This is a genomic window from Streptomyces sp. NPDC048523 (assembly GCF_043199815.1).
GTDB lineage: Bacteria > Actinomycetota > Actinomycetes > Streptomycetales > Streptomycetaceae > Streptomyces.
The window spans coordinates 204,895-217,292 of sequence record NZ_JBICWQ010000005.1; the positions used below are offsets into that span (position 1 = coordinate 204,895).

General features: G+C 68.0%; 14 protein-coding genes. 7 read left to right on the plus strand and 7 right to left on the minus strand.

Annotation, left to right across the window (positions count from 1 at the left end; translation table 11 throughout):
* Positions 1–661 precede the first annotated feature (661 nt).
* The 4 genes from ACGFWE_RS26495 to ACGFWE_RS26510 form a co-directional block, all read right to left on the minus strand.
* Positions 662–1,099: an SsgA family sporulation/cell division regulator gene (locus ACGFWE_RS26495; RefSeq protein ID WP_352391426.1), complete on the minus strand. Its 438-nt coding sequence runs from the start codon at positions 1,097–1,099 to the stop codon at positions 662–664.
* 97 nt (positions 1,100–1,196) lie between these two features.
* Positions 1,197–1,934, minus strand: a complete 738-nt coding sequence (locus tag ACGFWE_RS26500) for an IclR family transcriptional regulator (RefSeq protein WP_393602777.1) — start codon at positions 1,932–1,934, stop codon at positions 1,197–1,199.
* Between the two features lie 690 nt (positions 1,935–2,624).
* Positions 2,625–2,837, minus strand: a complete 213-nt coding sequence (locus ACGFWE_RS26505) for a DUF5326 family protein (protein WP_352391428.1) — start codon at positions 2,835–2,837, stop codon at positions 2,625–2,627.
* A 158-nt stretch (positions 2,838–2,995) separates the two neighbouring features.
* A complete protein-coding gene (locus tag ACGFWE_RS26510) occupies positions 2,996–3,313 on the minus strand; it encodes a cupin domain-containing protein (RefSeq protein ID WP_352391429.1) in 318 nt (105 codons plus the stop codon).
* A gap of 57 nt (positions 3,314–3,370) precedes the next feature.
* Between ACGFWE_RS26510 and ACGFWE_RS26515 the strand changes: the two genes are divergently transcribed.
* From ACGFWE_RS26515 to ACGFWE_RS26535, 5 genes are all read left to right on the plus strand, one after another.
* A complete protein-coding gene (locus tag ACGFWE_RS26515) occupies positions 3,371–3,748 on the plus strand; it encodes a phage holin family protein (protein WP_352391430.1) in 378 nt (125 codons plus the stop codon).
* 6 nt (positions 3,749–3,754) lie between these two features.
* Positions 3,755–4,246, plus strand: coding sequence for a low molecular weight protein-tyrosine-phosphatase (locus ACGFWE_RS26520; RefSeq protein WP_393602214.1), 492 nt, complete (start codon positions 3,755–3,757; stop codon positions 4,244–4,246).
* Positions 4,243–5,382, plus strand: a complete 1,140-nt coding sequence (locus ACGFWE_RS26525; protein WP_393602216.1) for a cystathionine gamma-lyase — start codon at positions 4,243–4,245, stop codon at positions 5,380–5,382. Before ACGFWE_RS26520 ends, ACGFWE_RS26525 begins: the two co-directional genes overlap by 4 nt.
* Positions 5,383–5,620: 238 nt before the next feature.
* A complete protein-coding gene (locus tag ACGFWE_RS26530) occupies positions 5,621–6,541 on the plus strand; it encodes a LysR family transcriptional regulator (RefSeq protein WP_352391433.1) in 921 nt (306 codons plus the stop codon).
* 87 nt (positions 6,542–6,628) lie between these two features.
* Positions 6,629–7,111 carry an NUDIX hydrolase gene (locus tag ACGFWE_RS26535; RefSeq protein ID WP_352391434.1) on the plus strand — a complete coding sequence of 161 codons (483 nt, stop codon included), beginning with the start codon at positions 6,629–6,631 and terminating at the stop codon, positions 7,109–7,111.
* 12 nt (positions 7,112–7,123) lie between these two features.
* Here the strand turns inward: ACGFWE_RS26535 and ACGFWE_RS26540 are convergent, their stop codons facing one another.
* Together ACGFWE_RS26540 and ACGFWE_RS26545 are read right to left on the minus strand one after the other, a co-directional pair.
* Positions 7,124–8,536, minus strand: coding sequence for a globin domain-containing protein (locus ACGFWE_RS26540; protein ID WP_393602219.1), 1,413 nt, complete (start codon positions 8,534–8,536; stop codon positions 7,124–7,126).
* A gap of 255 nt (positions 8,537–8,791) precedes the next feature.
* Complete coding sequence (locus tag ACGFWE_RS26545; RefSeq protein WP_393602221.1) at positions 8,792–9,424, minus strand: HAD family hydrolase; 633 nt, start codon at positions 9,422–9,424, stop codon at positions 8,792–8,794.
* A gap of 208 nt (positions 9,425–9,632) precedes the next feature.
* On the opposite strand from ACGFWE_RS26545, the gene ACGFWE_RS26550 reads away from it, so the two are divergent.
* Complete coding sequence (locus ACGFWE_RS26550) at positions 9,633–10,499, plus strand: GNAT family N-acetyltransferase (protein WP_393602223.1); 867 nt, start codon at positions 9,633–9,635, stop codon at positions 10,497–10,499.
* Positions 10,500–10,535: 36 nt separating this feature from the next.
* Here the strand turns inward: ACGFWE_RS26550 and ACGFWE_RS26555 are convergent, their stop codons facing one another.
* Positions 10,536–11,744 (minus strand): MFS transporter, encoded by a 1,209-nt coding sequence (locus ACGFWE_RS26555; protein WP_393602225.1) that lies wholly within the window; start codon positions 11,742–11,744, stop codon positions 10,536–10,538.
* A 143-nt stretch (positions 11,745–11,887) separates the two neighbouring features.
* Between ACGFWE_RS26555 and ACGFWE_RS26560 the strand changes: the two genes are divergently transcribed.
* The gene (locus tag ACGFWE_RS26560; RefSeq protein WP_352391439.1) at positions 11,888–12,340 is read left to right on the plus strand and encodes a GNAT family N-acetyltransferase; all 453 of its coding nucleotides are present in this window, start codon (positions 11,888–11,890) and stop codon (positions 12,338–12,340) included.
* Positions 12,341–12,398: the final 58 nt, after the last annotated feature.

Here is a 12,398-nt window from a genome sequence, read left to right on the forward strand (position 1 = left end):
GTCCTGCCATCGGAATCCGTTCCGGATATCCCGGCCACCGGCTCCCGGCTTCCGGCATCCGGTCCGCGTTCCAGCTCCCGGACTCGCTCTGAGTCCCCTGCGCTGGTGCTCTGGTTCCGGACTGCCCTCCCCGGTTCCCGGCTCACGTTCTCACGGCTCACGGTTCCCAGCTCACGGCTCACGGCTCACGGCTCACGGCTCACGGCTCACGGCTCACGGCTGCAAACTTTCGGTTGCGGCCCGGGTTCTCGGATCCCGCCTCATGCCTGGGGGCTCCGATTCCGGTCTGGCTCCCAGTCCCCGCTCCCGTCTACTGGTCTCAGTTCCCCGGGCTCAGCTCCGAGTCCCGGCTCTCAGGCTGCGGTTCCAGTGTTTCCAGGCACTGTTCTCGGATCTTCGGCTCCTCGACTCGTCCAAGGAGACCCGCTCGCCATAGCACCTGTGCGTACGCGCACTGGATCACGCCACATCGCTTCCACCCCCCACGCCGGCCTCTCGCCGGGCACCGCCGTCAGGATTCGCCACGTCCACACCTCGGCAGAAACACCACGCAGGCCTGATCCACCCTGCACTCCACCAGACCGTCCCCGCCCCGGCAGAAGCGTTCCTGCACCCTCCCACCCTTTGACGAAGGAAGCCGCCACCCCGCCGCCGTAAGAGGTCAGCCCGCGCTCTGCTCCTCCGCCAGGATCCGGTCCAGTGCCTCGTCTAGATGCGTGTCGAAATCGGCCAGCGCGGTCTCCTGGCCCAGCGGCACCAGCTTGTCGGTACGGTCGAGGAAGGCAATGATCGGCGCCGTCGACGAGCGGAACAGGGCCTGGTCGCCACCGACCTGAAGCCTGATCAGGACATCGCCCAGTAGGTCGGAACCGGCGGGCGCGACCCGTACATCGCCCTCCCCGCAGGGCCGCCCCACCCCGTCGATCAACAGCTCGCGACCGAAAGCCCAGGTCACTGGGGCATCGCCCGGGAGATGGAAAGTCAACCGGACCGCGTAGGGATCGCAGGCCTCGTAGCCGAGCTCCACCGGAATACGGAAGGAGAGCTCCTCCGACACGAGAAAGCTCATCATGACCTCTGCCTGTACGGACTCGCGCATCGCCTACCCCGTCATCTGCCTTCGTCGGCCGGAACTGATCCCTCTGACATTGAGGCATCTTGCTGAACGTGAGCAACAGATCACAAGGAGTGAGTTTTCAGATACTGATAGAGATCGCGAGCGAACCCATCAGACGACCGATTTCCTCTTGCAATTGCTGGGTGGCGGCCAGCAATCGGTCCGCCTGATGGACGGGCAGCGAAATGGCCATCGTTGACGCTGCGTTACCCAGCGTGATCGGAATCGCCGCACACACCGTCCCCAGCGCATACTCCTGACGCTCGATCACCGGGCCCATCCGCGCGGTCCGTTCCAGGCGCCGGAGCAGGCTGTGGCCGTCGCGGACGGTGTACGGCGTGATGGACTGCACGGGGTACCGGTCAAGGTGGTCACGCCGGGCCTCGTCGTCGAGCTGGGCGAGCAGACACTGCCCGATGGCGTGCGCATGCCCTGTCTCACGGAAGTCGGCCCACTCCTCGACTGCCGGGCTGCCGGGGCTGTCGGAGACACAGAGGACCTCGATCTCTCCGTCCCGGTACTGCGCGTAGTACACCGGCACGCCGATCAGATCGCGCCAGTGCGCAAGCGCCTCGACGACGGTGCTGCGACGTTTCTGCTCGGCTCCACTGCTGCTCAGCCGCTCGGCCGCCTCCCCAAGGAAGAACAAGCCCTTGTCGCGACGCAGATAGCCCTCGTGCACGAGGGTGCGGAGCAGGTGGTACGCCGTGGGGAGCGCCAGCCCGGTCTCGCGGGCGAGTTGTTTGGCGGGGGCTCCGTGCTCGTGCTCCGCGACGGATTCGAGCAGGCGCATCGCACGCTGGACGGACCCGATCAGGGTCGCGGAGTGGGCCTGATCAGGAGGTTCGGAGGAGGGCCCCGCGTGCCGCTGGACGGGGGCTGACGCCCGTACCGGGCCCGTTGGCCGCGCGGGAGCGGACGGCTGTGCGGGAGCCGACGCCTGGACCGGGTCCATCGGTCCGGCGGGAGGGGGTGGCTGTACCGGGCCCGTCGGCCGGGCCGGAGCAGGGGGCTGTACCGATGCCGAGGCCCGTGCGGGAGCTGTCGGCTGGGCAGGAGCTACCGGATTTCCAGGAGCCGTCGGTCGTACCGAAGCCGACGCCCGTACTGGGTCCATCGGCCGGGCCGGAGCAGATGGCTGTACCGAAGCCGGTGACCGTCCCGGAGCTGTCGGCTGGGCGGGAGCTGCCGGACCTCCCGTAGCTGCCGGACCTCCAGGAGCCGTCGTTCGTTCCGAAGCCGTCGGCTGTGCGGGAGGCGTCGTCGAGCGGGCGTCGATCTGTGCGGGTGCGGTGTCAACCGTGGCCAAGGGGCACTCCCGGAGCGCGAGGGGGCAGCCCGTGCGGGGAACACGGGTGGGGGTGTACTCCGCTCGCGGGGTCGTCCCCGCGTCGAGTTCCGGACTTTAACGCTCCGACACGGCACGCATACGACCCGTAAGTGAAACTTCCCTCGCCCGAGGGAACGGGGGATTCCTGTTACCGGTCACCCCGCCCGCTCCGGACGCTCACCAGTCGCTGCGCGACGAGGAGCTCGACATGAACTTCCGTACGACGTAGACGAGTCCACCGACCAGGGCCACGAAGATCAGCAGCTTGAAGAGCAGGCCGATGACGAAGCCGACCACCGTGGCTATCAGCCCGCCGAACACCACCAGGGCGATGACCGGCACCGCGACCCACTTCACCCACCACGGCAACCCCGCGAAGATCTCTCCCATCGCACTCAACCTCTCTGCAGTCCGGCACTGTCCGGCCCCTCTGGTACCGGATCCACAATGTCCTGCACCCGATGCTAGGGCCGGGACATGCCGCTGCGGGGGCCTCGCACCCCTTGTCCTCCCCTGACTGATCCCCTAGGGAACCCCGAGGCCGCAGGTCAGCTCTCCGGGGGAGAGAACACCACCATGACCCTGAGGTCCTCGCTGATGTGGTGGAACTTGTGGGCGACACCGGCCGGCACGTACACCACGCTGCCGCGCGCGACCTGGGTGGTCTCCATGCCCACGGTGATCGCCGCGCGTCCGCTCACCACGAGGTAGACCTCGTCCTGACCATGCGGCTGCTGAGGGTCCTGCGCGCCCGCGTCGAGTGCGTACAGGCCGACCGACATGTTCCGCTCACGCAGGAACTGGAGATACGCGCCGTCATTGGCGGCGCGCTCCGCCTCCAGCTCGTCCAACCGGAATGCCTTCATCGACTTCGTCCGCCCTCGTCGTACTCGTAACCGATCTCTTCTGCCACGATCAGACACATGAAGAATTTCCTAGTCAAGACGATCGCCAACGCGGGTGCCCTGGCGGTCGCCGTCTGGCTGCTCGACAAGATCACCCTGACCGGTGGCAGCACCGGCAAGAAGGTCTGGACGCTGGTCCTCGTCGCCCTGGTCTTCGGCCTGGTGAACTTCCTGGTCAAACCAGTCGTGAAGGTGTTGACCTTCCCGCTGTTCATCCTGACGCTCGGTCTGTTCACGTTGATCGTCAACGCGCTGATGCTGCTGCTGACCTCGTGGCTCGCCGACAAGCTCGACCTGAGCTTCCACGTCGAGGGGTTCTGGACCGCCGTCCTGGGCGGTTTGATCATCTCGATCGTGTCCTGGGCCCTGCACGTCGTCCTGCCCGACGAGGACTGAGGAGGCATGACCTACCGCGTCTGTTTCGTCTGCACGGGCAACATCTGCCGTTCCCCGATGGCCGAGTCGGTCTTCCGCGCCCGCACAGCGGAAGCCGGCCTGGACGGCCTGGTCGAGGTCGACAGTGCCGGTACGGACGGCTGGCACGAGGGCGACGGCGCGGACCCTCGCACCGTGTCCGTCCTGGAGGAGCACGGTTACAGCGGCGCTCATACGGCCCGGCAGTTCCGCTCCTCCTGGTTCTCCAGCCTCGACCTCGTCATCGCCCTCGATGCCGGCCACCTCAGGACCCTTCGGCGCCTCGCCCCCACACCGGAGGACGCCGGAAAGGTACGGCTGCTGCGTTCGTACGACCCCGCTGCGGGCGCCGACCTCGACGTTCCGGACCCGTATTACGGGGGCCTGGACGGCTTCGAGGAGTGTCTTGAGATGGTGGAGGCGGCGAGCGAGGGCCTGCTCGCCGAGGTGCGCGAGCAGATGGAAGGACGGGTGGCGTGAGGGACAGAGCTGCGGACACGGGAGAGGGCACGCGCGCGGTGCGGGCCGGACTGCCCGAGACGGTCAAGAACGAACCGACCCTGCCCGGTCCGGCCTTCGCCGCCCACTTCCACCTGCCCGGCGAGGTCGACGGCCCGTACACCTACGGCCGCGACACGAATCCGAGCTGGAGCCTGCTGGAGCGCGCCATCGGCGAGCTGGAGGCGCCTGGGCAGGAAGGGGTGGAGACGCTGGTCTTCGCCTCGGGCATGGCCGCCATCGCCGCCGTGCTCTTCTCGCAGCTGCGCGCCGGCGACACGGTCGTCCTGCCCAGCGACGGCTACCAGGTGCTGCCGCTGATCCGCGCCCAGCTCGAGGCGTACGGCATCACGGCACGCACCGCCCCGACCGGCGGCGACGCCCAGCTCGACGTCCTGGACGGCGCGCGGCTGCTGTGGATCGAAAGCCCGTCCAACCCCGGACTCGACGTGTGCGACATCCGCCGGCTCGTCGAGGCGGCACACGCGCGTGGGACGCTCGTCGCCGTCGACAACACGCTCGCCACACCGCTCGGACAGCGCCCGCTGGAGCTCGGCGCGGACTTCTCCGTCGCCAGTGGCACCAAGCAGCTCACGGGGCACGGAGACGTCCTCCTCGGGTACGTCACCGGCCGCGAGGGCGAGGCCATGGACGCCGTCCGCCGCTGGCGGAAGATCGTCGGGGCTATCGCGGGGCCCATGGAGGCCTGGCTCGCCCATCGGTCGATCGCGACCCTTCAGATGCGGGTGGACCGGCAGAACGCGACCGCGCTCGTGCTCGCGCAGGCATTGCAGGGGCGGCCCGAGGTGAGCGGGCTGCGCTACCCGGGGCTGCCCGACGACCCCTCGCACAAGATCGCGTCACAACAGATGCGGCGCTATGGATGCGTGGTTTCCTTCACGCTGCCCACGCGTGCGCGTGCCGAGCGTTTCCTGGACGCCCTGCGGCTCGTGGACGACGCGACGAGCTTCGGCGGGGTGCGCTCGACGGCCGAGCGGCGTCGGCGCTGGGGCGGGGACGACGTGCCCGAGGGCTTCATCCGCTTCTCGGTCGGGGCGGAGGACCCCGAGGACCTGGTGGCTGACGTGCTGCGGGCATTGGACGAGTCGGTCGACTGACCGTTTCAGCAGGGCTTTCAGCGACGCCCCGCCATGTCCGGATACGCACAACGGACGGTCCGAGCCTCCCCCCTCGTGGCTCGGACCGCCCCGGTTCCCGCGCCCGAAGAACCGCGCGAACAAGGCTAGTTGACTCTGCGTCAGTGTCCAATCACAGTAGCGACAGAGACCTATCGACATATTTATAGTTGGGCCCCTGCCCCGGGGCCGGGAAAGGGGCAGGGAGGGGGACGCCACCATGGATCTGGCCTTGCTGCGCACTTTCGTGACGGTGCACCGTTCCGGTTCCTTCACCCGCGCCGCCGCGCTGCTCGGACTGTCCCAGCCGGCCGTCACCTCGCAGATCCGCACCCTGGAACGGCAGTTGGGGCGCCCCCTGTTCCTACGGCAGGCCCGCGGCGTGACCCCCACGACCATCGGCGACGAACTCGCCCACAAGGCCGCACCTCATCTGGACGCTCTGGTGGAGATCACCGAGACCGGTCTCGACGACGAGTCGTCCTTGCGCACGCTGCATCTTGCGGGGCCTCCCGAGTTCACCGCCGAGCGGGCACTGCCCGCTCTTACCGAGCTGACCGGCGAGGACGGCCAGGGTTTCGCTCTGCGGGCCTCCTTCGGCAATGCCGAGGAGACCCTGGAGGGGCTGGCCGCCGGGCATCATGATCTGGCCATCAGCACGGCCCGTCCACGGGGTGCTCTGCTCACCGCGAGCACGCTCTGCGACGAGGAGCACGTCCTGGTCGCCGCCCCGAGCTGGGCCGACCAGCTCGGCTCAGGAGAGGCGGCCAAGGCGCTTCCAGCAATCAAGCGAGCCTCCGCGTTCGAGAACGTGCCCGTGATCGAAGTGCACGAGTCGCTGCCTTTCGTCTCGCGCTACTGGGCCTCCGTCTTCGATTGCCGCCCGGCCGCACCGGGCACTGTCGTCGTCCCTGATCTGCGCGCCGTACTCGCCTGCGCGGTCGCGGGCGCCGGGCTCGCGGTGCTGCCGCGGTATCTGTGCGCGGCCGCGCTGGAGCGCGGGGACGTCGTCGCCCTGCATGAGCCCACCGTGCCCCCGCTGCGAACATACTTCCTGGTGGTGCGTACAGGGACCCTGGCGATGCCGCATATCGCGCGGGCGCACGAATGGCTGCTGCGGGCGGCTGTCGACTGGTGTTGAGCTGGGATTCGCGCTCATAACCCAGCGAGCCCGGCCGATGACACCACGCGATGTTTCACGTGGAACCATCCGGGCCACATACCCCCCATGACCGTCCGACCCGTGGTCAAGCGCACCGCACGTGCCGTCCTGCTCGACGGCGACGATCTGGTCCTGATCAAGCGCACCAAGCCCGGCATGGATCCTTACTGGCTGACTCCCGGTGGTGGAGTCGAGCCGACGGACACGACCGTCGTCGACGCCCTGCACCGCGAGGTGTACGAGGAGCTCGGCGCCAAGATCACCGACGTGGTGCCCTGCTTCGTGGACACCGTCGAGCACATCGGCGACGACGGGGGCGCGACCGGGGTGAAAGTGCAGCATTTCTTCGTCTGCCACCTGGAATCGATGGACCCGTCCCTGCGGCACGGGCCCGAAGTGGACGAGCCCATCGGGGAGTACGAGATCGTCCGGGTGCCGTTCACCCGCGTCGGAATCGCCTCCGTCCACCTGGTCCCGCTGTCCCTGCGGCACTATCTGGACGGCAACATCGAGGGCGTACGGGCCATGCACGCACCGGACCTGGGCTGACCCCTCGCAAGGTCACCGGGCCAGGACGAGTTCCTCCACGGAGTCGTGGCGTATGCGTTCCGGCGGGATCCCGATGGACCTGAGCGTGTCCACACCGCGGCGGATCATGCCGGGCGGACCCGAGAGATAGGCGTCGTACTCGTGCCAGGGACCGTACTGGCGTACGGCATCGGGGAGCTGGAGACCGGCCTGCTGGTCGACGACGGCGCGGACCGACAGCCAGGGGTGGGACTGCTGGAGCCTGAGCATCGTGTCGATGTCGTACAGGTCGTTGTCGGTGCGGGCTCCGTAGAACACCTCGACCGATCGTCGTGCACCGTGTTCGGCCAGGTCCTCGACCAGCGCCTTGATCGGCGCTATGCCGGTACCTCCGCCCAGGCAGAGCAGTCCGCTGTCGGTGGTGTGGTCCACGGTCATCGACCCGGTGGGCGGACCGAGCCGGATGATGTCGCCGGGGCGGGCCCGGCGCACCAGGGCATTGGAGACCCAGCCCGCGGGAACGGCCTTCACGTGGAATGACAGAAGCCCGTCCGAGCGGGGTGCCGAGGCGAAGGAGTAATGCCGCCATATGCGCGGCCACCACGGCGTCTCCAGGCTCGTGTACTGGCCGGCGAGGAACGGATAGGGCTGGTCGGGCCGGACGGCGACGACGGCGACGTCCGGGGTCCTCAGGTCGTGCGAGACGACCTCCGCGTACCACCAGGCCGGAGCGCGCCGTTCGTCCGCGGCCGCCGCGTCGATCATCATCTGCGAGATCCTCGTGTACGCCCGGACCCAGGCCGCTTCGGTCTCCGTGTCCCAGCTGTCGGAGGCGTACTTGCTCAGCGCGCCGATGAGGCACTCCCCGACCGCCGGGTAGTGCTCGGCGCGCGTGCCGTACCTGCGGTGTCCCCGCCCCAGGTTCTGCAGGTACTCGACCAGGACCGGGGTGTTGTCGATGTGCTCGGCCGCCGTCAACAGTGCCCTGAGCAGGCGGTCCCGCTGGGCGTCCATGGCGGCGGGGAACAGCGGGCGCAGATGGGGATGGCGTACGAAGAGCAACGCGTAGAAGTACGACGTGACCTTCCCGGCGACGGGGGTGATCTCGGCCATGGTCCGGCGGATACGGACGGCGTCCGGGGAGGACGGCTGGGCAGTGTCCTGGTGCGGGGAGAAGCGCTGCACGGGGACCAGGGGGTGCGCGGAAGCCGACCGTCCCGGGACCTGTGCCCGGTCGACCGGGGCGGGTGTCTCCTCAGTGGGTGTGACTTCCTCGCGGTCGGTCTCCGTACCGGGCGGGACTGTGGTCCGGGCCGACGGGTCCGTTTCGATGGCTGCCGGGACTCCCGGAGAGGCGTCCGCCCCCGGCTGATGGCCGGAAGCGAACCAGCCGCTCCCGCCCCCGGAAGTACCGTTGTCGGCCGACATGGCGGTCGCAGCGTCCATGGTGTGCCTCGCCTCGAACATCTCTCGGTCGGTCTGCGGACTTCCTCGATCGGAAGATGCCTGCTTCCCCCACAGACGGCTTGCTTTCCCCGCTCGGCGTCACGGTCGACGCGGCCACATTCATCGTCCCACCGCGTATGGATGCCCTGGCCGCATAACCACAAATGCGAGTTTTCGATCTCTCCGTCCCGATAGGCTGCATTGCCCCTCCCTCGACCACCACTCCGGATACAGGTGAGCCGTGAACGGACTCAATTACCGGGCCTGGCGCACCAATTCATAGGCTTCCCACAGGTCCATGCCCGTGTAGGAGTAGGTCGAGATATCGGACAGGTGATGGTCCGCGTTGACTGCCACCGAGATCGGCACCGCGGCGAACAGATCCTTGTCGGAGGATGAGTCCCCATAGGCAACGCAGTCGGCCCGTGTCACTCCGAACTGCTCGCACAACCGGTCCGCGATCAGGACTTTGGCGGCGGCGCTGAGTGCTCCCGCAGGATCCACGGGCTCGGTGAAGGGGACGGCCGGAAAGCGGGATCCGTGGGCGGCATGGGCTCCCCAACCGATGAGCCGTTCCACGAAGAAGGACGGTGAGAGTGACACCACCGCGCAGTAGTCGCCCCGCCCCCTGATCTCCTCCCAGACCTCCCGAATGCGGGTCAGCCACGGTGCGCCTTCGAAGGCCGCGACGACGTGTGCCTCGGTCAGGGACGCCCACAACTCATACACCTGCTGCGCGTATTCGGACGGGCCTATCAGTCCGGCCCCGATCGCCTGGTCGAGCGCCACGGTCTCGGCCTCAAGCCCGAGTTGCCGGGAAATCTGCACAGGTGCGCTGGTCCCATGCAACAAAGTGCCGTCGAGATCGAAGAGATGAAGTCTCGCCATGTTCCTGAGGCTAGTGGTCCATACGATCAGTGAGGCGTCCCGGGTGCTTCCGCTCGATCACCGGACGGTCGCCGTTCTCCGATGTTTCACGTGAAACACCCGGCATCTGATCGCGTGTTGTGCGCTTGTCCACAACATGGCCAAAAGCTCGTACGCACCCCAGGAAACAGGTGGACGCCGAGGGCATGAGTCGGACAGCCTGACCTGCGTGCCGACTCCTTCTCTCGCCGCTCTCCCCATCCGTCGTCTGACGCTTCGTGATCTCACGGCTTGCGCGGACCTGTCCGAGGACCGGGGGTGGCCACGCGAGGAGCACAAGTGGGGCCTCCTTCTCGCGGCCGGAAAGGGCTACGGCATCGACGACCCCGACGGAGGTCTTGTCACCGCCTGCGTGGTCACGGAGTACGGCCCCTACAGCGAGCCCGATCTGGCAGCGATCGGAATGGTGCTGGTCGCCGAACGGCACGCCCGACAGGGCATCGGCCGTCGGCTCATGCGTCACATCCTGTCCGCGATGGGCACCACCCCGCTGACTCTTCACGCGACGCCCTACGGCCGCCCGCTCTACGAGGAACTGGGCTTCAAGGTCACCGGCCGGGCGGAGATGCTCCACGGACACTTCACTCCGGGCGGCCTGGCGCCGACGGTGAACACGCGTGCGGCCACCGCCGAGGACCTCACCACGATTCTCCGGCTCGACGAGGAGGTGCTCGGCACGGATCGCACCCACCTCATCACCCGGCTGCCTGCCTTCGCCGACCAGTTCCGCGTCGCCGAGGAGAACGGTCGGCTCATCGGATACGCGGCCGCCTGGCCCAACATGCACACCCATGTCGTGGGCCCGCTGATCGCCCGTGACACCGAGACGGCCCAGGCGCTCATCACGTCGCTCGCCGCCGGCACCGACCGTCCCCTGCGCACCGACATCGACGTACGGCACGAAGACCTACGAGCGTGGGCCAGAGAACGCGGTCTGGCGCCGGTCGCCTTCAACTCCGTCATGACCTACGGAATCCCGGAGCTGCCGGGCGACTGGATTCGGCGGTTCGCTCCGCTGACGGTGGCGGCGCTCTGAGGCACGCCTGTACGACGGCGCCGGTGTCCCGGAGTTTCAGTGGTGCACCACGGTCCGCTGTTCTGTGGGTGTAGCCCCTGCGACCACGGCGCTGGGAGCACTGTCCCGGCGCTCCAGCGCGGCCGAGAGGAACGCGAGGAGAAGGGCCCCGGTGGCCAGGGCGGCGCCCACCCAGTTGGGGGCGGTGTAACCGAGACCGGCCGAGATGACCAGCCCCCCGAGCCAGGCGGAGAGGGCGTTGCCGAGGTTGAAGGCACCGATGTTGACGGCCGAGGCGAGCGTCGGGGCCTCGTGTGCCTGGTCGAGGACCCGCTTCTGGAGCGGCGGCACGGCGGCGAAGCCCAGGGCGCCGATGAGAGCGATCGTGACGCCGGCCAGGACCTTGTGGTGTGCGGTGAACGTGAAGAGCGCGAGCACGACGGCCAGGGCGCCCAGGGAGACGTACAGCATGGGCATCAGGGCCCGGTCGGCGTACTTGCCGCCGACGAGGTTGCCGCCGACCATGCCGAGGCCGAAGAGGACCAGCAGCCAGGTCACCGAGCCGTCGGCGAAGCCTGCCACGTGGGTCATCATCGGTGCGATGTAGGTGATGGCGGCGAAGACACCGCCGAAGCCGAGGACCGTCATCGCCATGGCGAGCAGCACCTGAGCGTTCTTGAAGGCGGCCAGCTCGTGACGCAGGCGTACACCCTCGGGCCTGGGCATGTCAGGGACGAGCCTGGCGATGCCGATCAGGCCGATGACGCCGAGGGCCGCGACGATCGTGAACGTGAGACGCCAGCCGGCACCCTGCCCGATCAGTGTGCCCAGCGGGACGCCGACGACATTGGCGACGGTCAGGCCGGTGAACATCATCGCGATGGCTCCGGCCTTCTTGTCCGGAGCCACCAGGTCGGCCGCGACGACCGAGCCGATCCCGAAGAACGCTCCGTGGGCGAGGGAGGCGACCACGCGGCCGATCAGCATGACGGTGAAGGCCGGGGCGAGGGCGGAGAGCAGGTTGCCGACGACGAACAGCCCCATCAGCAGCATCAGCATCCGCTTGCGGGAGATCTTGGTACCGAGGGCGGTCATCAGCGGGGCGCCGCACATGACGCCGAGCGCGTAGCCGGTGACCAGGAAGCCGGCGGTGGGGATGGAGACCCCGAAGTCGTCCGCGACCTCGGGCAGCAACCCCATGATCACGAACTCGGTCGTTCCGATTCCGAAGGCCCCGATCGCGAGGGCCAGGAGCGCGAGCGGCATGGGGGTGACACCTTCCCAGACGAATGCAGGAGCATGTTGCGCTCGACCACAATAATTGCAGACGCGCTATATACGCAAACGGCGACAACCTCTCCGTACACCTGCGATACCCGCACGCGAGTGCCCCGCAATAGGGTGCGGGCATGGGAGATCTTGATATTCGGCCCGCCACGACGGACGACGTCTCCGCGATCGTCGGCATGCTCGCCGATGACCCCTTGGGTGCCCAGCGGGAGTCACCGGACGACCTGGAGCCCTATCTGGCAGCGCTGGAGCGCCTCTCCTCCGACCCGAACCAGCATGTGGTCGTCGCGACGCGGGAGGACCGCGTCGTCGGCACCCTTCAGCTCACCATCGTTCCGGGACTGTCCCGCCGCGGTGCCACCAGATCGATCATCGAAGGGGTACGCATCCACGCCGATGAGCGCGGCAGTGGACTCGGGTCCCGGCTCATCGAGTGGGCGATCGAGGAATCCCGCCGTCAGAACTGCCAGTTGGTACAGCTGACGTCCGACAACACACGTACTGACGCCCACCGCTTCTACGAACGGCTCGGTTTCACTGCCTCACACGTGGGCTTCAAGCTGACCCTTTGATGGATCTCCATGACCATTTCCTCTCTGCACAGCAGGGGCGCCCCTGTTTCACGTGAAA

Bases quoted from the DNA above. Each gene is read 5' to 3' on its own strand.
- ACGFWE_RS26530 (WP_352391433.1), top strand. From the start codon at position 5,621: ATGGATCTGGCCTTGCTGCGCACTTTCGTGACGGTGCACCGTTCCGGT.
- ACGFWE_RS26520 (WP_393602214.1), top strand. From the start codon at position 3,755: ATGACCTACCGCGTCTGTTTCGTCTGCACGGGCAACATCTGCCGTTCC.
- ACGFWE_RS26535 (WP_352391434.1), top strand. From the start codon at position 6,629: ATGACCGTCCGACCCGTGGTCAAGCGCACCGCACGTGCCGTCCTGCTC.
- ACGFWE_RS26505 (WP_352391428.1), bottom strand. From the start codon at position 2,837: ATGGGAGAGATCTTCGCGGGGTTGCCGTGGTGGGTGAAGTGGGTCGCG.
- ACGFWE_RS26560 (WP_352391439.1), top strand. From the start codon at position 11,888: ATGGGAGATCTTGATATTCGGCCCGCCACGACGGACGACGTCTCCGCG.
- ACGFWE_RS26545 (WP_393602221.1), bottom strand. From the start codon at position 9,424: ATGGCGAGACTTCATCTCTTCGATCTCGACGGCACTTTGTTGCATGGG.
- ACGFWE_RS26540 (WP_393602219.1), bottom strand. From the start codon at position 8,536: ATGGACGCTGCGACCGCCATGTCGGCCGACAACGGTACTTCCGGGGGC.
- ACGFWE_RS26495 (WP_352391426.1), bottom strand. From the start codon at position 1,099: ATGCGCGAGTCCGTACAGGCAGAGGTCATGATGAGCTTTCTCGTGTCG.
- ACGFWE_RS26555 (WP_393602225.1), bottom strand. From the start codon at position 11,744: ATGCCGCTCGCGCTCCTGGCCCTCGCGATCGGGGCCTTCGGAATCGGA.
- ACGFWE_RS26510 (WP_352391429.1), bottom strand. From the start codon at position 3,313: ATGAAGGCATTCCGGTTGGACGAGCTGGAGGCGGAGCGCGCCGCCAAT.
- ACGFWE_RS26515 (WP_352391430.1), top strand. From the start codon at position 3,371: ATGAAGAATTTCCTAGTCAAGACGATCGCCAACGCGGGTGCCCTGGCG.